The 19,616-nt window shown below is 70.5% G+C and carries 20 protein-coding genes and 1 pseudogene; 8 read left to right on the top strand and 13 right to left on the bottom strand.

All coding sequences use genetic code 11. The features are described from left to right. Positions 1 to 57: 57 nt before the first annotated feature. A complete protein-coding gene (locus AB0C46_RS11040; RefSeq protein WP_362827497.1) occupies positions 58 to 432 on the top strand; it encodes a hypothetical protein in 375 nt (124 codons plus the stop codon). Positions 433 to 461: 29 nt separating this feature from the next. Continuing rightward, positions 462 to 1,232, top strand: a complete 771-nt coding sequence (locus AB0C46_RS11045; RefSeq protein ID WP_362827499.1) for an alpha/beta hydrolase — start codon at positions 462 to 464, stop codon at positions 1,230 to 1,232. 95 nt (positions 1,233 to 1,327) lie between these two features. Here AB0C46_RS11045 and AB0C46_RS11050 read toward each other — a convergent pair whose 3' ends face one another. Both AB0C46_RS11050 and AB0C46_RS11055 read right to left on the bottom strand, forming a co-directional pair. After that, on the bottom strand, positions 1,328 to 1,654 hold the full coding sequence (locus AB0C46_RS11050; RefSeq protein ID WP_362827685.1) for a hypothetical protein: 327 nt from the start codon (positions 1,652 to 1,654) through the stop codon (positions 1,328 to 1,330). A gap of 5 nt (positions 1,655 to 1,659) precedes the next feature. Then, a complete protein-coding gene (locus AB0C46_RS11055; protein ID WP_362827501.1) occupies positions 1,660 to 1,875 on the bottom strand; it encodes a hypothetical protein in 216 nt (71 codons plus the stop codon). A 188-nt stretch (positions 1,876 to 2,063) separates the two neighbouring features. Between AB0C46_RS11055 and AB0C46_RS11060 the strand changes: the two genes are divergently transcribed. The 3 genes from AB0C46_RS11060 (at position 2,064) to AB0C46_RS11070 (ending at position 3,474) form a co-directional block, all read left to right on the top strand. Then, positions 2,064 to 2,921 carry a helix-turn-helix transcriptional regulator gene (locus AB0C46_RS11060; protein WP_362827503.1) on the top strand — a complete coding sequence of 286 codons (858 nt, stop codon included), beginning with the start codon at positions 2,064 to 2,066 and terminating at the stop codon, positions 2,919 to 2,921. 1 nt (position 2,922) lies between these two features. After that, positions 2,923 to 3,120: a DUF397 domain-containing protein gene (locus tag AB0C46_RS11065; RefSeq protein WP_362827505.1), complete on the top strand. Its 198-nt coding sequence runs from the start codon at positions 2,923 to 2,925 to the stop codon at positions 3,118 to 3,120. Between the two features lie 156 nt (positions 3,121 to 3,276). Further along, positions 3,277 to 3,474 carry a DUF397 domain-containing protein gene (locus AB0C46_RS11070; RefSeq protein ID WP_362827507.1) on the top strand — a complete coding sequence of 66 codons (198 nt, stop codon included), beginning with the start codon at positions 3,277 to 3,279 and terminating at the stop codon, positions 3,472 to 3,474. A gap of 60 nt (positions 3,475 to 3,534) precedes the next feature. Here AB0C46_RS11070 and AB0C46_RS11075 read toward each other — a convergent pair whose 3' ends face one another. The 7 genes and pseudogenes from AB0C46_RS11075 to rsmI form a co-directional block, all read right to left on the bottom strand. Beyond that, the gene (locus tag AB0C46_RS11075; protein ID WP_362827509.1) at positions 3,535 to 3,900 is read right to left on the bottom strand and encodes a hypothetical protein; all 366 of its coding nucleotides are present in this window, start codon (positions 3,898 to 3,900) and stop codon (positions 3,535 to 3,537) included. A 145-nt stretch (positions 3,901 to 4,045) separates the two neighbouring features. After that, positions 4,046 to 4,939, bottom strand: a pseudogene (locus AB0C46_RS11080) (4-(cytidine 5'-diphospho)-2-C-methyl-D-erythritol kinase); the annotation flags it as partial. A 167-nt stretch (positions 4,940 to 5,106) separates the two neighbouring features. Beyond that, positions 5,107 to 6,021, bottom strand: a complete 915-nt coding sequence (rsmA, locus tag AB0C46_RS11085; RefSeq protein WP_362827510.1) for a 16S rRNA (adenine(1518)-N(6)/adenine(1519)-N(6))-dimethyltransferase RsmA — start codon at positions 6,019 to 6,021, stop codon at positions 5,107 to 5,109. A gap of 22 nt (positions 6,022 to 6,043) precedes the next feature. Continuing rightward, positions 6,044 to 7,198, bottom strand: coding sequence for a ubiquitin-like domain-containing protein (locus tag AB0C46_RS11090; protein WP_362827511.1), 1,155 nt, complete (start codon positions 7,196 to 7,198; stop codon positions 6,044 to 6,046). A gap of 169 nt (positions 7,199 to 7,367) precedes the next feature. Then, positions 7,368 to 8,243 carry a TatD family hydrolase gene (locus tag AB0C46_RS11095; protein WP_362827512.1) on the bottom strand — a complete coding sequence of 292 codons (876 nt, stop codon included), beginning with the start codon at positions 8,241 to 8,243 and terminating at the stop codon, positions 7,368 to 7,370. Between the two features lie 33 nt (positions 8,244 to 8,276). Continuing rightward, entirely contained in the window at positions 8,277 to 8,741 is a 465-nt protein-coding gene (locus AB0C46_RS11100) for a hypothetical protein (RefSeq protein WP_362827513.1), read from the bottom strand. Positions 8,742 to 8,978: 237 nt separating this feature from the next. Beyond that, positions 8,979 to 9,854 (bottom strand): 16S rRNA (cytidine(1402)-2'-O)-methyltransferase, encoded by an 876-nt coding sequence (gene rsmI / locus AB0C46_RS11105; protein WP_362827686.1) that lies wholly within the window; start codon positions 9,852 to 9,854, stop codon positions 8,979 to 8,981. 88 nt (positions 9,855 to 9,942) lie between these two features. Between rsmI and AB0C46_RS11110 the strand changes: the two genes are divergently transcribed. The 3 genes from AB0C46_RS11110 to AB0C46_RS11120 all read left to right on the top strand — a co-directional run bounded on the left by AB0C46_RS11110 (position 9,943) and on the right by AB0C46_RS11120 (position 14,502). Continuing rightward, positions 9,943 to 11,682, top strand: coding sequence for a phospholipid carrier-dependent glycosyltransferase (locus AB0C46_RS11110; RefSeq protein ID WP_362827514.1), 1,740 nt, complete (start codon positions 9,943 to 9,945; stop codon positions 11,680 to 11,682). Positions 11,683 to 11,837: 155 nt separating this feature from the next. Then, the gene (locus AB0C46_RS11115) at positions 11,838 to 13,490 is read left to right on the top strand and encodes a penicillin-binding transpeptidase domain-containing protein (RefSeq protein ID WP_362827515.1); all 1,653 of its coding nucleotides are present in this window, start codon (positions 11,838 to 11,840) and stop codon (positions 13,488 to 13,490) included. A 160-nt stretch (positions 13,491 to 13,650) separates the two neighbouring features. Continuing rightward, positions 13,651 to 14,502, top strand: coding sequence for a DMT family transporter (locus tag AB0C46_RS11120; RefSeq protein WP_362827516.1), 852 nt, complete (start codon positions 13,651 to 13,653; stop codon positions 14,500 to 14,502). Positions 14,503 to 14,521: 19 nt separating this feature from the next. Here AB0C46_RS11120 and AB0C46_RS11125 read toward each other — a convergent pair whose 3' ends face one another. The 4 genes from AB0C46_RS11125 to AB0C46_RS11140 all read right to left on the bottom strand — a co-directional run bounded on the left by AB0C46_RS11125 (position 14,522) and on the right by AB0C46_RS11140 (position 19,468). Continuing rightward, the gene (locus tag AB0C46_RS11125; RefSeq protein ID WP_362827517.1) at positions 14,522 to 15,475 is read right to left on the bottom strand and encodes a TIGR01777 family oxidoreductase; all 954 of its coding nucleotides are present in this window, start codon (positions 15,473 to 15,475) and stop codon (positions 14,522 to 14,524) included. Positions 15,476 to 15,585: 110 nt separating this feature from the next. Continuing rightward, positions 15,586 to 16,971, bottom strand: a complete 1,386-nt coding sequence (locus AB0C46_RS11130; protein ID WP_362827518.1) for an alpha/beta fold hydrolase — start codon at positions 16,969 to 16,971, stop codon at positions 15,586 to 15,588. 513 nt (positions 16,972 to 17,484) lie between these two features. Further along, a complete protein-coding gene (locus AB0C46_RS11135) occupies positions 17,485 to 18,255 on the bottom strand; it encodes a hypothetical protein (RefSeq protein ID WP_362827519.1) in 771 nt (256 codons plus the stop codon). Beyond that, a complete protein-coding gene (locus tag AB0C46_RS11140; RefSeq protein ID WP_362827520.1) occupies positions 18,239 to 19,468 on the bottom strand; it encodes a hypothetical protein in 1,230 nt (409 codons plus the stop codon). Before AB0C46_RS11140 ends, AB0C46_RS11135 begins: the two co-directional genes overlap by 17 nt. Positions 19,469 to 19,616 lie beyond the last annotated feature (148 nt).

A 19,616-nucleotide genomic window follows, 5' to 3' on the forward strand; every position in this document is an offset into this window, starting at 1 on the left:
GGGAGATGAGTAGCCGTACTGATGGCAGGGGCTGTCGGCGGACCTAGCGTGGCCCGCATGATCAACGACCAGGCGCCTGCCGCCGCTCCCGTGCACGACGATGCACCGCCGGAGACGGGCTCCGCCGTGGGCCGCTTCTTCGTCGGCCTGCTCCTGTTGGCGTTCGCCGGGGTGACCGGGCTGTTCGCGCCGCTGCTGGTGATGGCGAGCGACGGTTGCTACGAGGGTGACGCCCGCATGATGTGCTCCACGGGCGGCCAGCAGATCGTCGGGGGCCTGCCGATGGCCGCCGCATTCGTGGCCGCCCTCCTGACGGTGGCAGGGATGGCAGGCATGGGCAGCAAGAGCGGTGCCGCCTGGCGCTGCCTCCTGGCGGCCCCGTGTCTGCTGGTCCTGTCCTGGGTGGTGTCGCTCGCCATCGTGGGCGCCTGAGGCGTCGCGTCCCGTTGTAACGTGCCGCCATGGCACCGGACATGGGCATGGGCATGGCAGTGGAGACGGAACGCGGGCTGGTCTATGGCCCGAGCGGCAAGCAGCTGGACGTCTACCGTCCGGCGGGCGCCCCCCGGCCAGCGCCGACCGTACTGCTCTGGCACGGTATCGGCCCCGACGAGCGGGACGTCCTGGAGCCCCTGGCCCGGACGGCGGCGGCGCGCGGGCTGCTGGTGCTCGTACCGGACTGGCGCGCGGACGCCGCGGACGCCGGCCGGGCGCACCTGCTGGAGTCCCTGGCCTTCGTCCGCGAGGAAGCGGGCGGGCTGGGCGGCGACGGGGAGTCGTTCGTGCTGGCCGGGTGGTCGGCGGGGGCCGGGGCCGCGCTCGGGGTCGCGCTGCGGCCCGAGATCGTGGAGGGGTGGCGGCCGCGAGCTGTGGTGGGTGTGGCGGGCCGCTACGACGTGCCGGCGCGTACCACCGGGACGGCGCCGCTGGCCGATCTCGCCGCGGGCCGGGACCCCGGCGTACCGGTCCGTCTGGTGCACGGCACCCGCGACACCGCCGTGGACGCCCGCTACTCCCGCGACCTCACGGAAGCGCTACGGGCGCCGGGCCGGCCGGTGACCCTCCAGGAGCCGGAGACCGACCACGCGGGCGTGATCATGACCGCGTACGACCCGGCGGCGGACCGCTGCGTCCCGACGACCGCCGAGCACGCGGTACGGGCGGGGCGGGTGGTGGCTGGGGTGCTGGCCGAGGCGGCCGGTACCGCTACCGGTGCCGGGGGCTCGGCGTAGCGGGGGCGGGCGCGTAGCGGGAAGGTGCCGGTGCCGGGAGCGCGGCGTAGCAGAGGCGCGCCGTTGCGGGTGCGTCTGGCCCCGCCGTTGGCCCCTCAGTGGCGCCCGCCCCCACCGGACGACCAGGTGTTGAGTCTCCGTACGGCCTCCTCCAGCTCCCGGCGCCGGGCGTCCTGAGCCGCACGCTGCCGGGCCTCCGCGGCAGCGACGTACGGCCGGACGAGCCCGCTGTCCGCACCGCAGAGCGGCAGCAGGCCGGGCGGTACCTGGCGGACATGTACGAGGCGCCGCCGCGCCGGAGCCGCCGGTGACCAGGCCGCGGCGGCGAGCACACCGGTACTGGTGCTCGCCCGATGGCCACCCCGCCCCGGAAGGAACCAACTCAGCAGCCGCCCGAGGATCGTTCGGACGAGGCGCAGCACTCCATTCAACGGGCGGCCGCCTTGCGAAGAACCTCGGCGAGCCGGCGGGCGGTGGCCGCGTTGCAGTTACCGAAGGCGACGAGCGAGACGCCGTAGACACCCGCGAAGCCGGGCAGATCGACGCCGAGCGACGGCAGCGTGATGCCGTTGTCCTTCAGCGCGGCGCGCAGCTCTTCGGCGCTTTCGTGCACGTCGTCGGGGCGGGAGTGGTCGAGGGGCATGGAGCCGGCCTTTCTGTACGCATAGCGACGAACCGCTTACACAGTGACGTGACGCGGCGTAGCGTGAAAGAGGGTTGGGCTCCCGGCCGTGGTCCGGGGATTGCGTGGAGCGAAGTGGTGGAAATACGGGGAACCGCCGGAGTCCGTCCGCAACGACTGTGAACCAGCGACACGTACGGCGGTGAACCGTGGCACGACGCAAGGACATTGACGGCTCGGCGGGAGTCCCCACCTTTTACGGCAAGGAACTGCGCTACCAGCGGGAGTTGGCCGGACTCACGCTCTCGCAACTGGTCGAGGGCAGCTTCTACGGCCCGAGCCACCTCAGCGAGATCGAACGCGGCGAACGGCGGATGCCGGCGGAGCTGGCCGAGCACGTGGACAAGGTGCTCAAGACGAATGGCTTCTTCCAACGGCGCTGCGAGGACGTGCGGAAGGCGAAGCGGACGGGCCATGCCGAGTACTTCGAGCGCGTATTGGAGGCGGAGAAGTACGCGGAAACCATCGAGGAGTGGTGTCCCACCCTCATCCCGGGGTTGTTGCAGACCGAGCCGTACACACGGGCGGTGGTACGGACGACTCATCCGCTGGCACCCGACGAGGAGGTGGAGGAGAAGGTCAGCGCCCGCACTGCGAGGGCCCGCCTCTTCGAAAATGAGCGCAAGACCCCTGAATACTGGGTGATCCTGCCCGAGTACGTGTGGCGCTGCCCGGTCCTCCCTGCGGCCGCGATGGCTGATCAGCTCGACCGCATCGCGGAGCTGGCGAGGAAGCGCCGGATCGTTCCACAGGTCCTTCCGTGGAACTGCGGACCGCACCCCCTCATGACGGTGGGCTTGTTGCAGCTGACGACCTTTCCGGATGCTCCGCCCCTGGCCTACCTTGAATCGCAGTACAGCGGCGACACGATCGACGATCCGGCCCTCGTGAAGAAATACCGCAAGGCATACGATCGGCTCAGGGCCGCCGCACTCGCTCCTGAGGCGTCCCTGACCATGATCGAGGCGGCCGCAGAGGACTACCGAAGTGACAAGCAACCGGATTGACTTGAGCACCGCCGTCTGGCGCAAGAGCAGCTACACCAACGGCGACGGCGGGAACTGCGTCGAGGTCGCCGACGACCTCCCTGGCATCGTCCCCGTCCGCGACTCGAAGGACCCGCACGGCCCGGCGCTCATCTTCCCGGCCGCCGCATGGTCGTCCTTCGTCACCGCCGTCAAGGACACCGACCTCCCGGGCGTCTGATGTTCTCCCGGGCGCCCGAAGGCTCCGGGACACAGGGCGTCCGCGAGAACGCCGCCCGACAACGCTGCGTTGTGGCCCCGCGGGGCGGGCAGGCTTCCGTTGCGGGGGTCGAAGCAACGGCAGGGGATGACCGAAATGGCCAACAGCCATGTTGACTTGAGCACCGCCGTCTGGCGCAAGAGCAGCTACACCAACGGCGATGGCGGGGACTGCGTCGAGGTCGTCTACGACCTCCCCGGCATCGTCCCCGTCCGCGACTCCAAGGACCCGCACGGCCCGGCGATCGTCTTCCCGGCCGCCGCCTGGTCGTCCTTCGTTACCATCGTCAAGGACACCGACCTCCCGGGCGTCTGATCTCTCCCAAGCGCCTGAACGCTTCCAGCCAGCTGGCCACCAAGAGACGCCTCTATGTGGTCAGCTCAGCGCCTTCTCGATGGCCTCGAAGATGTCGGCGTCCGTCTCCTGCTGCCAGGCCGGAAGGTCGGGCCAGTCCGCAACGTAGCCCGGCTTCGGGTCGTCGAAGTGCTTGAACATCTGGGCCGTCCAGCAGGTCGCGACGAACCGGCCTTTCTGCTCCCGGGACAGCCTGGACGTGTGCCCGTCGCTGATCTCGATGAACCGGCGCACCTGCTCGTAGACCGAACCGGCGGCCTCGCGCTCCCACTGCGGGGTGTCGCCCCACGGAGTGACGTATCCGGCCTTCGGCTCCCCGGGGAAGTGCTGGTGCACTCCCGCAATCCAGCTTTCCCGGAACAGGCGTGCACCCTCGATCTGCACCATGGCGTCCCCTCTCGTCGCAGCACCTAGCAGTTGAACTAGCCTGGAGGGTACGGGACTTGACCCCACGGCGACATCGCCGCCACGCCCGTTTCGAGCACCGTCCCCGCCCTGCAGAACCATCCCGCCCTGCAGAACCGGCCCCGCCCTAGAGAACCCTCGCCCCCACCGCCGGAGAATCCGCCACCCGTACCTGGCGGCACGTCCCCGAAGCCAGCAGGGCCGACGCCACCTCCCCTGCCGCCTCCGCGTCCTTGACCAGGAAGGCGGTGGTCGGGCCGGAGCCGGAGACGAGCGCGGCCAGGGATCCAGCGGCGGTACCGGCCTCCAGGGTTGCGGTCAGCGACGGCCGCAGCGAGAGCGTCGCGGGCTGCAAGTCGTTGGCCAGGGCCGCGGCCAGGGCCGCGGCGTCGCCGGATTCCAGGGCGGCCAGCAGCTCGGGGGCGGCCTCCGGCTCCGGGACGTCCGTCCCCGTCGTCAGCCGGTCGAACTCGCCGTAGACGGCCGGGGTGGAGAGGCCACCGTCGGCCACCGCGAAGACCCAGTGGAAGGTGCCGCCGACGGCCAACGGCGTCAGCAGCTCGCCGCGCCCCCGCCCCAGGGCCGCCCCGCCGACCAGGCTGAACGGCACATCGCTGCCCAACTCGGCGCAGATGTCGAGGAGTTCCTCGCGCGAGGCGCCGGTCGACCAGAGCGCGTCGCAGGCCAGCAGGGCGCCCGCGGCGTCCGCGCTGCCGCCGGCCATGCCGCCCGCGACGGGGATGTCCTTGGTGATGTGGAGGTGGACGTGCGGTTCGATGCCGTGGCGGGCGGCGAGGAGTTCGGCGGCGCGGGCCGCCAGGTTGGTGCGGTCCAGGGGGATCTGGTCGACGTCGTGGCCGTCGGCGGTGATCCGGAGGGTGTCGGCGGGGGTGGCGGTGACCTCGTCGTAGAGGCCGACGGCGAGGAAGACGTTCGCCAGGTCGTGGAAGCCGTCCGGGCGGGCGGCGCCCACGGCCAGCTGGACGTTGACCTTGGCCGGCACCCGGACGGTGACCGAGGCGGCGGTCGTTGCGGGCGTGGCGGTCGGGTCAGTCGTACCCGCCGGATCAGTCGTACCCGCCGGGCCAGTCGTACCCGCCGGATCAGTCGTACCCGCCGGGCCAGTCGTGCCCGCCGGGCCAGTCGTGCCCGTCGGGCCAGTCGTGCCCGTCGGATCAGTCGTGCCGGTCATGCGGTGGCTCCCCCTGTCTGACGGATGCCGGGCGCCCCGCCCGGTCCCTTGTGCTCGGCGATCCTGGCGAACTCCTCGACGGTCAGTGCCTCGCCGCGGGCCTGCGGTGAGACGCCCGCGGCGACCAGGGCGGCCTCCGCAGCGGCGGCCGATCCGGCCCATCCCGAGAGCGCGGCCCGCAGGGTCTTGCGGCGCTGGGCGAAGGCCGCGTCGACGACGGCGAAGACCTCGTCGCGGCTCGCCGTGGTCTCGATCGGCCGGTCGCGGCGGACGAGGGAGACCAGGCCGGAGTCGACGTTGGGGGCGGGCCAGAAGACGTTGCGGCCGATGGCGCCGGCCCGCTTGACCTCGGCGTACCAGTTGGCCTTCACGGACGGCACGCCGTAGACCTTGTTGCCGGGGCGGGCGGCGAGCCGGTCGGCGACCTCGGACTGCACCATGACCAGGGTGCGGTCGATGGTGGGGAAGGCCGCGAGCATGTGCAGCAGCACCGGCACGGCGACGTTGTAGGGGAGGTTGGCGACCAGCGCGGTGGGCGCGGGGCCGGGCAGTTCGGTGACGTGCATGGCGTCGCTGTGCACGAGCGCGAAGCGGTCGGCGCGGTCGGGCATCCGGGCCGCGACGGTGGACGGCAGTGCGGCTGCCAGCACCTCGTCGATCTCCACGGCGATGACCCGGTCGGCGGCCTCCAGCAGGCCCAGGGTCAGCGAGCCGAGACCCGGGCCGATCTCGACCACGACATCGTCGGGCCGGACCTCGGCGGTGCGGACGATCCGGCGGACGGTGTTCGCGTCGATGACGAAGTTCTGGCCGCGCTGCTTGGTGGGGCGGACGCCCAGCGCGGCCGCCAGCTCGCGGATGTCGGCGGCGCCCAGCAGGGGACCGGAATCGTCGGTGGTGCTCTTGCTCATGCCACAGCCTCGTTGCGCTCGTTCACCCGTGAAGCTTACGGCCGCAGACCGGCCACGGGCTCGCCCCCCGGCTGATGTAGAGCTTCTTGGCCCGGTAGGTCTGCTCGCCGGCCGGTGCGTCCTGCGGCCGGCCGCGGCCGCCGAGGGCCCGCCAGGTGGCGACATCGAACTGGTAGAGCCCGCCGTAGTTGCCCGAGCGGTCGACGGCGTTCGGCCGGCCGCCCGCCTCGCACTGCGCCAGCGCATGCCAGGCGAGGTGGTCGGCGCCGCGCACGGAGGTGGGCAGCTCCCTGATGCCGAGGTGCACGATCTGCGGGCGCGGGGCGCGCACGACCTCGCTGTGCAGCCGCTTCGGCTTCTGCTTGACGCCGTTGACGGTGCGCACCCGGTAGGTGACCCGTCGCACACCGGGCCGCCCCTGCTGGACGACCGCCACGGTGCCGCGGGCCAGGCGGGGGTCGGTCCGGTGGAGCGTACGGAAGGGGATGGGTTTCTCACGGACCTCCTTGGAGCCGGTGATCCGCAGCACCGAGATGGTCTGGCCGTCGCGCGGGAAGCTGTCCTGCGGCACCGAGGTGGTGTCCTGGTCGCGCAGGGCGAGCCCGGCCTCCGCCAGGGCCTCGCGGACGGTGGCCGCGTTGGTGCGGACCCGGTGTTCGCGGCCGTCGGCGACGATCACCACCGAGCGTTCGGTACGGACCGCCAGCGCCATGCCGCGCTGCTCGATGCGCCGGGAGCGGGAGGCCGACAGGTAGGCGCCGTCGGCGCGGACGCCGAGCTGGTCGAGTGCGCCGGCGACGGTGTCCGCGGTGGTCCACACCGTGCGGCGCTGTCCGTCGATGGTCAGCACCACCGGGCGGCCGTGCCGGACGACGACCTCGTCGCCGCTGCGGAGGGCGGTGCCGGGGGCGGGCGCGACGATGTCATGGGCGCCGATGCCGAGCCGCTCGTCGGCCAGCAGGTCGTCGACGTCGGAGGCGAAGGTGTGCAGGGTGCGCGGGGCGCCGTCGACGGTGAGCCGGATCGCCTTGTCGTGCGCGATGAAGGCGGTGGTGCCGCCGGCGAGGAAGGCCACGACCAGGGCCCGGGGCAGCAGTCCGCGCAGTGCCTCGGGGCCTTCGGCACGGCGTTTGCGACGGCCGCGCGCGGCGCGGTGGCTGCTCTGCGAATGACTCACGGCGCGCTCCACATGCCCCGGCTGCGGTTGACGGCCGGAATGTAGCGGAGTCGCCGCCACTCTCCAAAGTCGGTCCGATACGGAAAGTGACCGGATCGGGGGATGTGGGAGGTCTTTCCGGCGGGGCGCGCGGCCCCTTCGGTGGCCGTCGGAAGTCTGCCGCGAACCGTCAGTAACCGAAGGCCCGCGCCGTGTTCGCCGCGATGGCGGTGGCCAGTGCGTCCTCCGTCACCGCCGTGACCTCGGCCATCGCCCGCAGCGTGACCGGAATGAGGTACGGGGCGTTGGCCCGTCCGCGGTACGGGGCGGGCGTGAGGAAGGGGGCGTCGGTCTCGACGAGGACCAGCTCCGGCGGGGCGACAGCGAGGGCGTCGCGCAGGTGCTGGGCGTTTTTGAAGGTGACGTTGCCGGCGAAGGACATGAAGTAGCCGGCCGCGGCGCAGATCTGGGCCATCTCGGCGTCGCCGGAGTAGCAGTGGAAGACAACCCGCTCGGGCGCGCCCTCCTCGCGCAGGATCCGCAGCACATCGTCGTGTGCCTCGCGGTCGTGGATGACCAGGGCCTTGTCGTGCCGTTTGGCGATCTCGATGTGCGCCCGGAAGGACGCCTCCTGGGCGGCCATGCCCTCGGGGCCGGTGCGGAAGTAGTCCAGGCCGGTTTCGCCGACGCCGCGGACCTGCGGCAGGGCGGCCAGCTTGTCGATCTCGGCGAGGGCGGCGTCCAGGGCACTGTCACCGCCGGGCTCCCGCGCCCCTTGCCGTGACCAGCCGTCCGGGTCGCCGAGGACGATCCGGGGCGCCTCGTTGGGGTGCAGCGCGACGGTGGCGTGCACGCTGTCGTGGGCCGCCGCCGTCTCGGCGGCCCACCGTGAACCGGCCAGGTCGCAGCCCACCTGGACCACGGTGGTCACGCCGACGGAGGCGGCCTTGGCGAGCGCCTCGTCGACGGTGCCTTCCTGCATGTCCAGGTGGGTGTGCGAATCCGCGACCGCCACCCGAAGCGGTTCGGGCAGCGGCGGCGGGGTGTTCTTGTCCTGCGGTGCCATGGCCGCGATCCTACGAGGGACGCGGCACGGCACTCACCGGCGGTGGTGCTGGAAGGGGTGCAGCAGGTCGGAGAGGTGCCAGTGGTGGCGGCCGGATTCCTCGTCCTCGGCGGTGCAGCCGGTGCGGTCCGGGTCCGCCGCGGGGGATTCCTTCTTCCGCTCCCCGGCGGGGCGGCGCTGATGCATGTTCGCCATCGCCTCGGAGACCATGGAGACCTGGCCGGAGCGCATGATGCGCACGACGTCGGAGCCGCAGTTCAGGCAGGTGGGGCAGGTCAGCGGGGACGGGACGCGGGCGCCGTCCGCGTAGTAGACGACATGCAGCTCCCCCTTGCCGTCGACCTGATGGACTATCTCGTAGGCCTGCTCCCAGCCGTGGCCGCACCGCATACAGGCGAAGGAGTACGCCTCGTGCGCGGCGGCGTCGGGCCGGGGGGCGGGGTGTTCTCCGCCGGTGGTCGTCGTGGAAACTCCGGGGGTCCTGGCGAAATCGCTCATGTGCTGCGCTCCTCTTGTCCGCTGGACAAGGTCTTCGGGAACCGTTCGTCCCACGTCCAGTGGACGCCTTTCCCGGTCACAAAGCAGCTGATCGACGACCGTATTGGCCCAGATTTGGCCGGGGGCAGGGAAAACTCCCCGCCATCCCGGTCTGCGCTTTACCTTTCAGGCCAGTCATTTACCTTCTGATGAGTCGGTTTTCGCCGCGCGCCCCGCCGGGCCCTTCTCCGCGTCCTGCTAGGCGCCCTTCGCCGGGCCCTTCGCCGGGCCCTTCTCCGCGTTCTTCGCCGCGACCACCGCGTCGAAGACCTCCCGCTTGGGCAGCCCGGCGTCGGCGGCGACCGCGGCGATGGCCTCCTTGCGGCGCTCGCCGGCCTCCTCGCGGACCCGCACCCGGCGTACCAGTTCCTCGGCGCCCAGGTCCTGCGCGGTGTCCGGGGCGCCCTCGACGACGATGGTGATCTCGCCGCGTACACCCTCGGCCGCCCAGGGCACGAGCTCCTCCAGCCGCCCGCGCTTGACCTCCTCGTACGTCTTGGTCAGCTCCCGGCAGACCGCGGCGCGCCGGTCAGCGCCGAAGATCTCGGCCATCGCGGCGAGGGTGTCGTCGAGCCGGTGCGGCGCCTCGAAGTAGACGAGGGTGCGCCGCTCGTCGGCGACCTCGCGCAGCCGGGTGCGCCGCTCACCGCCCTTGCGGGGCAGGAACCCCTCGAAGCAGAAGCGGTCCACCGGCAGCCCGGAGACGGCCAGGGCGGTGAGCACCGCACTGGGGCCCGGTACGGCGGTGACCTTGATGCCGCGTTCGACGGCCGCGGCGACCAGCCGGTAGCCGGGGTCGGAGACCGAGGGCATCCCCGCGTCGGTGACCAGCAGCACCCGCGACCCGCCGGCCAGCGCCTCGGCCAGCTCGGGTGTCCGGGCCGCTTCATTGCCCTCGAAGTACGACACGATCCGCCCGGACGGCTGGACCTCCAGCGCCTGGGTCAGCCGGCGCAGCCGCCGGGTGTCCTCGGCGGCGATCACATCGGCGGCGGCCAGCTCGGTGGCGAGCCGCGGCGGTGCGTCCGCGATCTCCCCGATGGGCGTCCCTGCAAGTACCAGCGTTCCAGTCACCATCCCATCCTCCCAGGGAGCCGCCGTGCCCCGGCCGGTCGGTGTCCCCCGGTGTGCTCCACACCGGCCCACAGGCCGCTTCCCTACGATGGGCCGGGTGACGAGTGACACCACCGCGACCGACGCCGCCGCGCAGCACGCCCCGGAGCCGCCCGGAGCGCCCCCCGTGTGGCAGCGGCGACTGCGCCGCTTCGGGTTTCCCGTCCGCCCGCAGACCGATGTCCGCGCGCGGCTGGTGCCCGCCTTCCCCGAGCCGAGCGGCCGTCTGTGGGCCGTGTTCGGCGCGGGCCCGGACGCCGCGGCCCGGCTGACACGCTGGTCGGCCTGGGGCGGACCGCTGCTGGTGGCGCTGTTCGCCGGGGTGCTGCGGTTCTGGAACCTGGGCAGCCCGCGGAAGGTGATATTCGACGAGACGTACTACCCCAAGGACGCCTGGTCGCTGCTGCAGTACGGCTACGAGGGCACCTGGGCCAAGAACGCCAATGACGCGCTGGTCGGGCATCCGCCGGAGCTGCTGCTCTCGCCCCAGCACTCGTATGTCGTCCACCCGCCGATGGGCAAGTGGCTGATCGCGCTGGGCGAGGGCGTGTTCGGGATGAACCCCTTCGGCTGGCGGTTCATGGTGGCGCTGCTCGGCACCCTCTCGGTGCTGCTGATCTGCCGTATCGGCCGCCGGCTGCTGCGCTCGACGGCGCTGGGCTGTCTGGCGGGCACCCTGCTGGCGGTGGACGGTCTGCACTTCGTGATGAGCCGGACCGCCCTGCTCGATCTGATCGTGATGTTCTGGGTGGTGGCCGCGTTCGGCTGTCTGCTGGTGGACCGGGACCGCACCCGGGCCCGGCTGGCGGCGGCGCTGCCCTCCGGTCCGGACGGTGTGGCCCGCCCGGACGAGGAGGTCGGCGACCGGCTGCGGCTGGGCTGGCGCCGCTGGCGGATCGCGGCCGGAATGTGTCTGGGCCTGGCCGCCGCGACGAAGTGGAACGGCCTGTACTACCTCGCGGCCTTCGCCCTGATGTCGGTGTTGTGGGATGTCGCGGCCCGCCGTACGGCCGGCGCCCGGCACCCCTTCCGCGCAGCCCTGCGCCGCGACGTCCTGCCCGCCTTCGGGGCCACCGTCGTCGTCGCCCTCGCCACCTATCTCGCGTCGTGGTCGGGCTGGATCGCCACCAAGGGCGGCTACTACCGCGACTGGGCGACCACACCGGAGGGCCGTACGGGCGCCTGGGTCTGGGTGCCGGACTGGCTGCGCAGCCTGTGGCACTACCAGACCGAGGTCTACTCCTTCCACACCGGACTGACCACCCCGCACACCTACCAGTCGAACCCGTGGAGCTGGCTGGTCCTGGGCCGCCCGGTCTCGTATTTCTACGAGGACCCCAAGGCCGGCCAGGACGGCTGCACGGCGGCCGAGGGCTGCGCCCGGGAGGTGCTGGCGCTGGGCACCCCCCTGTTGTGGTGGGCGGCCTGCTTTGCGCTCCTCTACGTCCTCTACCGCTGGCTGTTCAAGCGGGACTGGCGGGCCGGGGCGATCGTCTGCGGCGTCGCGGCCGGTTATCTGCCGTGGTTCCTCTACCAGGAGCGGACCATCTTCCTCTTCTATGCGGTGGTGTTCGTCCCGTTCCTGTGTCTGGCGCTGGCGATGATGATCGGCGCGCTGGTCGGACCACCGGGCTCGACGGAGCGCCGCCGCACGATCGGCGCGGTCGGCGCCGGTGTCCTGGTTCTCCTGATCGCATGGAATTTCATCTACTTCTACCCCCTCTATACGGGGATGCCGATCCCCAAGTCGGCCTGGCACCACCGGATGTGGTTCGACACCTGGGTGTAGCGACGCCAAATTCGACAGTTCCGTAACAGCCGTACAACAGCGCGTCACCGGACCGTGCCCGTATCGAGACTCAGGGCCTCCCCGTGTCCCTTAGAGTGCGAGGCACGTTCTTGTGTGCGTATTCAAGGACGAGGCTCTGGGAGGGAATCGGTGGCATGCGCCGTGAGGTGAAGTACGGGCTGATCGGCGGATCGGTGGCCCTGGTGGCAGGCGTCGTGGGCGGCCTCACGCTCTTCGGCGGCTCGGACGAGTCGCCCCAGGAGGTCAGGTCGGCGGATGGCAAGTCGGGCGACAACGGGACCAAGGTCGCCACCGGCCCGCTGTCGGCCAAGGAAGTGCAGACGACGTCGCGGGAGTTCCTGACCGCGTGGCAGTCCGGTGACGCGGCCAAGGCGGCCGGGCTGACGGACGACCCGGAGAAGTGCAAGAGCGCACTGGAGTCCCTCGGCAAGCAGGCACGGTTCTCGAAGGTGACGCTCACGCCGGGCGCGCCGGCGGGCGGCAAGGTGCCGTACACCGTCGCCGCGCAGATCGACTACCAGGGCACCAAGGCCGCCTACTCCTACCGCACCTCCGCGACCGTGGAGCGCGACAAGGCCACCGGAAAGCCGCAGATCGCCTGGCAGCCGACGATGCTTCACCCGGGCCTCGCCAAGGGCGATCAGCTGCGGACGGGCGAGGCCGAGGCGCCGCCGATCAAGGCCGTGGACCGCAAGGGCGCCGCGCTGACCCCCGAGGCGCATCCGGCGCTGGCCGGGGTGCTGGACAGCCTGCGCGACAAGTACGGCGACAAGACCGACGGCAAGCCCGGCATGGAGCTGTTCATCCACCGGGCCAAGAGCGCCAAGCCCGCCGACCAGCTGCCCGACAAGACCCTGAAGGTGCTCTCCAAGGGGACGCCGGGCACGCTCAAGACCACCCTGGACGCCGGAATGCAGTCGGCGGCCGAGCGGGCGGTCAAGGGCAAGAAGTCCGCCTCCGCGGCGGCGGTCAAGCCCAGCACCGGTGAGATCCTGGCGCTCGCCAACTCCCCGGAGAAGGGCTTCAACCTGGCCACCCAGGGGTCGCTCGCGCCCGGCTCGACGATGAAGGTCGTCACCGCGGCGATGCTGATGGACAAGGGCATGACCTCGCCGGGCAAGTCCCACCCGTGCCCCAAGTACGTGACGGTCGGCGGCTGGAAGTTCCAGAACCTCAACAAGTCCGAGATCAAGAACGGCACCTTCGCGCAGAGCTTCGCCGCGTCCTGCAACAACGCCTTCATCTCGCAGGCCAAGGACCTCAGCGACGACGATCTGACCAAGGAGGCCCGGGACGTCTTCGGCATCGGCCTGAACTGGCAGACCGGCATCCCCACCTTCGACGGCGCGGTGCCGGTGCAGAGCGACGCGCAGATGGCGGCCTCGCTGATCGGCCAGGGCGGGGTGCGGATGAACCCGCTCACGGTCGCCACGCTCTCGGCGACGGTCCGGGCCGGCTCCTTCCACCAGCCGTACATCGTCTCGCCGTCGCTGGACCACCGGACGCTCGCCAAGGCCCCGCGCACGATGAAGCCGTCCACCCTCAGCGGTCTGAGGTCGCTGATGAAGCTGACCGCGACGTCCGGTACGGCCGCCGAGGCGATGTCCGGGGTCAGCGGTGACGTCGGCGCCAAGACCGGCTCCGCCGAGGTCGACGGCCAGAAGAAGCCCAACGCCTGGTTCACCGCCTACCGCGACGATGTCGCCGCGGCGGCCGTCGTCCCGGCGAGCGGACACGGCGGCTCCAACGCGGGCCCGGTGGTCCGCGCCCTCCTCACCGCCGGCTGATGGGTGCGGGGCGCCTGCGGGGCGCCCCGTCTCAGCGACCGGAAGTGATTCGCATGGCCCGTACAGCTTTCGCTAGCGTGCGGGCCATGAGCGATTCCGCGTCCGGCACCGCCCCGGGACCCCAGACCGTCCTGTCGCCCACCGCGCGCGAGCGCACCTCGTGACCCCGCTCGTCGTCGCCGCGGTCCTGCTGGCCGCCGTCACCCACGCCAGCTGGAACGCCATCGCCCACGGCATCCGCGACCAGCTCCTGGCCTTCACCCTGGTCGGTGGCGGGGGCGCGGTCTGCGGCATCGCCCTGGCCGCCGTCTCCCCGCTCCCCGCCGCCGGCGCCTGGCCCTACCTCCTGGTCTCCGCCGTGCTGCACATCGTCTACCAGGCCCTGCTGATGCAGTCGTTCCGCCTGGGCGACTTCGGGCAGATGTACCCCATCGCCCGCGGCACCGCGCCCCTGGTCGTCACCGTCCTGGCCGCCGTCTTCGTGCACGAGATTCCCGACGGCTGGGCCCTGGCCGGTGTCGCCCTGGCCTCCGCGGGCCTGGTCGGGGTCGCCCTCTGGGGCTTCCGGGGCACCGGGACCAGGCCGCACTGGCCGGCCCTCGCCGCCGCCCTCGCCACCGGCCTCGCCATCGCCTCCTACACGACCGTCGACGGCCTGGGCGTACGCGCCGCCGGCAGCTCCCTGGGCTATATCGCCTGGCTGATGTTCCTCGAAGGCATCGTGATCCCCGCCTACGCGCTCGCCACCCGCCGCCGCCGGCTCCTCACCGAACTCCGCCCCTTCGCGCTGCGCGGGCTGGCCGGCGGGGTGCTCTCCGTCTTCGCCTACGGCCTGGTCCTGTGGGCCCAGACCCGCGCCCCGCTCGCACCGATCGCCGCCCTGCGCGAGTCCTCGATCATCGTGGGCGCCGCCATCGGTGCCCTCTTCTTCAAGGAGCGCTTCGGCGCCCCCCGGATCGCCGCGGCGGGCCTGATGGTCATCGGCATCGGCCTGATGCTGCACACCGGCTGAGGGGCGCCGCGCGGACGGCTCAGCCGGCGGCCCGTGCGCCGCGGGCGCGCCGCACCAGGTCCTCCGCGGCCTTCGGCCAGGTGTCGTACTCGAAGGCGAAACCCGCTTCGCGCAGCCGGCCGGGCACCACCCGGCGGCTCTTGAGCAGGAGTTCGGTGTCGGAACGCAGCGCGAGCGCGCCCAGCTCGGCCATCCGCTTCGTGGCCGGCAGGCCCACCGGGACGCCCCAGGCGGCCCGCAGCGCGCGCATGAAGTCACGCTGCGGCAGCGGACCGGGGGCGGCGAGATTCACCGGCCCGGTGAGGTCGCTCCGGTCGACCAGGAACTCGACCGCGCGGACGAAGTCGCGGTCATGGATCCAGGACACGTACTGTGCGCCGCCCGCGACCGGGCCGCCGAGCCCCAGCCGCGCCAGCCGCAGCAGCACATCGAACACCCCGCCGCGATCGGGGCTCATCACCATGGCGGAGCGCAGGGCGACCTTGCGGGTGTCCGGGGTGGCGGCCTGTTCCTGTGCCCGCTCCCAGGCCTTGGCGATCCCGACGCTGAACGCCCAGTAGTCCGGGACGCCGGGCTCCGAGCCGCCGAGCTCACCGGTCGCCTCGTCGTGGGGCGCGTCGAAGCGGTGGGCGTAGATGGTGGCGGTGCTCATCTGCAGCCAGATACGGGGCGGCCGGGCGGCCGCCGCGATCGCCTCGCCCACGACCCGGGCGGAGTCCACCCGGGAGTCCATCATCTCCTGGAGGTTGGCCTGGGTGTAGCGGCAACTGACGCTGCGTCCGGCCAGGTTGATCACGACGTCACTGCCGTCGACCGCCGCCGCCCAGGGGCCCGGCGTCGCACCGTCCCAGGCCACTTCCCCCGCCCGCGACGGACGTCTGGTCAGGACCACGACCTCGTGGCCCGCGGCGGTCAGGGCACGGTTCAGAATTCCGCCCACCTGACCGGTCCCGCCGGGTATCACTATCTTCATGCGCGCTCCCTCATACCGCACCGGACCGCGTCCACGGGCCGCTTCCCCTTGGTGCCGGGTGTGGCAGCGCCACACCCGGCACCCAGCAGATGCCACCGCCCGCGGTCCCGTCAACGCTGCGGGAACACCGTGCCGTCGGACGGCGTCTTCAGCGTACGGAGATAGGTGTCGACCGCCCGTGCCGGGAGCGGCGACTGGCACTTGCGGTAGAGCCAGTGGTCCACGGAGTCGAGGACGGCGAGCCGCCCCTGCGGGAACTCCTGCTTCATGCGCCGGGCACCCGGCAGCGGGGTCGCCAGGTCGTGCTTGGCGTTCACGATGAGCACCGGCGGCAGCGGGCCCTTGGCCTGGGCCGGCTCCGGCTCGGGCGCGGCCGGCCAGCCCTGGCAGCCGGCGATCATGTCCAGGGCCTGGGAGTTGTAGCGGGCAGTCGGCGCGTCGGACCGGGCCCGCTGCTGCAGCTCGCGGTACTGGTCCCAGCCGCGGAGCCGGAAGTCGTAGTCCCGGCACATCACGGTGCGCCAGGCGATCTCCGGGGTGCTGTCGGTCCAGGTGACCTTGCCCCGGCCGCTGTTCAGGAGACTCAGCTGCTCAGCGGTGGGCTGCGGATTCCACTTCCTCAGGTTGGAGGTGAGGAAGTCGGACAGCTTGTCGGCGGTGACCTTCTTCTTCGTGGGGCCGTGCGGCCCCGGCTCGAACAGCCGGCCCGCGTCCGCCCACGCGAAGAGCCCGCGGACGACGGCCTTCACGTCCCGGCCCTTCAGGGCGCAGGAGGTGTTCTTCGCGCACCAGTCAGCGAGCTGCTGCACACCGTCCTCGACGGCCGCGGAACCGTCCCGGAGGAAGCGCTCGGCGTCCGGCCGGGACGGGTCCATCGCGCTGTCGAGGGCCAGCGCCCGGAGCTTCTCCGGGAAGAGGCGGGCGTATTGGCGGCCGATGAGCGTGCCGTACGAGTGCCCCAGGAAGTTGATCTTCTTCTCGCCGAGGGCGGCGCGGATCGCCTCCATGTCGCGGGCGACGCTGACACTGTCCATGTGGTCGACGACCGCGCCGCTGCGTGCCCGGCAGCTCTCGGCGAGCTGCTGGTTGAGCGTGCGCATCCGCTGGAACTCGGCCGCGTTCTTGGGTCGGTTGGGGATCTTCGCGGCGAGCTTGTCGTCGCACCGGAACTGTCCGCTGCGGCCGATACCGCGCGGGTCGAAACCGATGATGTCGAAGCGGCTCCTGATGCCGTCCGGGTAGCCCTCGTGCGGGTCCTCGGCGTAGTAGGCATCGTCCACGCCGGGGGTGCCGGGCCCGCCCGGGTTCGAGAGCAGGACCCCGATGCGCTTCTTCGGGTCGGTGGCCTTCTGGCGGGCCACCGCGATCTTCATTGTCGGCCCGTCCGGCTTCGCCCAGTCGACCGGCACCTCCAGCGTCCCGCACTGGGTCCGCTTGCTCGGGGCAGGAATGGACGGCTCGGCCTTGGGACAGTCGGACCACTGGATCGACCGCACCGGGGCCTCTCCCGCCCCCGGACTGGCCCCCGGACTCGCCCCCGCGCTCGACGGCACAAGCAGCGACCCGGTAAGCGCCACCACCCCCGCCGAAGCCGTGAGTCCCACACCTCTACGTGACCAGCGCCACCGGACTTTCGAGCTCTCGACCGACCCGTCCCCGGGTCGGGAGAAGGAATCTGAAGCGTTCATGCCGCACACCTTCACGCCCCCGCATGACGGCCCTTCCATGACCGCATGATGGCGACGTAACAGAGCTCCAGCGGCCCACAACTCCCCACCGGCACCCACCACATACCCCCTCCCCCCTCCTGGCTCTGTCCATGAGAAGGGGAGAAGGGACAGCACTTCTACAGCAGTACGGGAGGCACACGGGCGCTGCGGCGGGATCGGATTGTTCACGAGTTCCGACAGCACGGGCCCGCGGGAGAGGCCCCCGGCGAGCGCCCCTGAAGGCGTGGCCCGTATCCGTCTCTGTGCCTCCTGCGGGGCCCGGCTCAAAAGCCCTTAAGATCAGACGGGCGGCATCAGATCGCTCTCGCTGATGGTGTATGTCAGCAGAGGGTAGGTGAAGTCCGTTTCATTGTTCTCACGGCGCCGCAGTCGGTAAAACTCGCTCTTCTGCTCATCGTTGGCCGACATGAGGCGCGCACCCTGCGAGAGGTATGCATGTCCGTCGTGAAACCGAACGAAGGTCTTTGACGTTCGAAAGGTTACACCCAACCATTGGTTGTCCGCCGTCGGGACGGGTGCGTCCAGTGCGATCTTGTGCCTGAGTCGCCGATTCGAGTCGACAGAAAACGCGACGATACTGTTGTGGGCGAGGGGGATCTCGAACTTCTCGCCACCGGGCCCCTTTGATTCGAAGATCAGCTTCCTTGGCGGGCTCGCTTCGGGATGTTGGTAGCAGGAGAAGACAGCGATAAGCGACTCGTCGGCCAGGTCGAGGGCTTGGTCGGAATGGCTACCCATGTTCTTGTAAGCGTTCGTGTAGTTCTCGATGAGAGCGTTGTTGAAGTCGACCGAAAGCGCCGCACGTTCTTGAATCTGTTGCGCCAGCCGTTCGTGCACTGCCCGGAAACGCTGCGTCGGGCTGTTGTATCGAGTGGTAGTGCGTACGAGAGGCACACCACCCGCCTCGTCAATCTTGGTAATCACGGCGCCTCGCCGACCTTTTCCTACGTCTTCCAAACGAGCCGATGCGGACAGCTCCGCAAAGAGATTCTCCTCGGTCGGCAAAGTACACGAGATGATCTCATCCGAGATCCTATACTCGGGGGGCAAAGTAGTCTCCCGTGTTCATACTGAAGAGAAATTCGTCGCCGTAATCAATGAAGGACGAGGTCCTGTTTTCCTCGGCGTACAGTCTGCGCAGTTCGTTCATGCCCGCCGGTGTGGGTGGCCCCAGCTTCACCAAATCCTCGGCAAGTTTGAGGAACGTATGGCCGTTCTTGTGAACGGCTTCGGCGCTCGAACAGCGCACCACGTACCCCAGGCGGGTCGGGAGCAACTCGGCGTCCAACGTCGAGGGCCGGATTTCGTGCGTATACAGGCGGTTGGTGGACAGCGGCATGAAGAACACGGAGCCGGGGTGGAGGGTCAGGGTGAACTGCGGCGGGAGCGCAGCTCCGTTGCGTTTTTCGCTCCGGTCCTTGAGGCGAAAGTGGAGTTTGGTCAGCCCGCTGGCACCCTTCGCGCCGTAGTCGAAGGCGTCTTCGGCCAGGGGCTGCAGCTTGTCGAGCCCGTCATAGAAGGTGCAGAAGGCCATGATGCCATTGACGGGCATGTCCTTGGTCTTGTCGGCATGGGCCGAGATCTTGGCCTTGGACTGCTTGCGCTCGGTCGTGGCGCGGGTGTTGTGGTAGATCTGAGCGAGGACGTGATTCAGTGGTGCCTGATTCCGGAAGACGGCGGCGGCCTCGCGGTTCAGAGCCCCGACGATGCGCGTGTCGGTCGGGCGAAAGTTCTCGGTCGGCCCCGAGAGATTCGTGGAGCACCGGAGCAGGCGGAAATGCAGTTCGTCACCGTTTCGCGTGACGGGCGTCAGATAGATTCCGCTGCGATGGGCTGTTCCAGGCTTGGTGGACTCCGTCAGGGACTGGAACGCGTGCTCCGTACGGATCCGTCCGAAGTGATCGTCGTCGAGCCCAAAAAGTTGACGGTAGTAAACGCCAACGCCGTGTACGCGGAGGGGGACTCGCCCGAGGCCGACGAGAGTCCAAGGTTTGTCGACGTCCTCGTGGTAACCGTGTGACAGCTCCCGAACAACGAATACCCGGGCCGCCGCCTGCAGTTGGCGGCGGCTGATCCCGGATATATCGCCACACAGGTAGACGGTCTTCTGCGCGAGGTCGGGCGCACCAGAAGCAAGGTCCTCCGGCGTGATTGTGGACCCGAAGAAGTCCCTGATCAAGCCCTCATCTTGCACCATCGAAGGCGCAACCAAGATGTTGCCTGCATCCTCGATGCGGGCTTCTGTCGGCTCTGTTGTGTACATCAAACGGTACCTGTCATTCGCAGATCTTGGCAGATGACTCAAAACCGTGGACATGGCAACGGCCCGCACTCTGCCCGTCGCTGAATATCTGCTGTCCCAACTCGTGCACAAAGCCACCCATCCGGGGTGGTGTTGAGGACGTCAAGCG

Origin of the sequence: Streptomyces sp. NPDC048637 (genome assembly GCF_040650675.1) — a bacterium.
GTDB lineage: Bacteria > Actinomycetota > Actinomycetes > Streptomycetales > Streptomycetaceae > Streptomyces.

What these genes read in the sequence shown, in the direction of transcription:
- AB0C46_RS11100 (WP_362827513.1), bottom strand. Translation starts at nt 8,741, where the DNA reads ATGAGCGATTTCGCCAGGACCCCCGGAGTTTCCACGACGACCACCGGC.
- AB0C46_RS11045 (WP_362827499.1), top strand. Translation starts at nt 462, where the DNA reads ATGGCACCGGACATGGGCATGGGCATGGCAGTGGAGACGGAACGCGGG.
- AB0C46_RS11095 (WP_362827512.1), bottom strand. Translation starts at nt 8,243, where the DNA reads ATGGCACCGCAGGACAAGAACACCCCGCCGCCGCTGCCCGAACCGCTT.
- rsmA (WP_362827510.1), bottom strand. Translation starts at nt 6,021, where the DNA reads ATGAGCAAGAGCACCACCGACGATTCCGGTCCCCTGCTGGGCGCCGCC.
- AB0C46_RS11140 (WP_362827520.1), bottom strand. Translation starts at nt 19,468, where the DNA reads ATGTACACAACAGAGCCGACAGAAGCCCGCATCGAGGATGCAGGCAAC.
- AB0C46_RS11055 (WP_362827501.1), bottom strand. Translation starts at nt 1,875, where the DNA reads ATGCCCCTCGACCACTCCCGCCCCGACGACGTGCACGAAAGCGCCGAA.
- AB0C46_RS11040 (WP_362827497.1), top strand. Translation starts at nt 58, where the DNA reads ATGATCAACGACCAGGCGCCTGCCGCCGCTCCCGTGCACGACGATGCA.
- AB0C46_RS11115 (WP_362827515.1), top strand. Translation starts at nt 11,838, where the DNA reads ATGCGCCGTGAGGTGAAGTACGGGCTGATCGGCGGATCGGTGGCCCTG.
- AB0C46_RS11110 (WP_362827514.1), top strand. Translation starts at nt 9,943, where the DNA reads ATGGGCCGGGTGACGAGTGACACCACCGCGACCGACGCCGCCGCGCAG.
- AB0C46_RS11125 (WP_362827517.1), bottom strand. Translation starts at nt 15,475, where the DNA reads ATGAAGATAGTGATACCCGGCGGGACCGGTCAGGTGGGCGGAATTCTG.
- AB0C46_RS11075 (WP_362827509.1), bottom strand. Translation starts at nt 3,900, where the DNA reads ATGGTGCAGATCGAGGGTGCACGCCTGTTCCGGGAAAGCTGGATTGCG.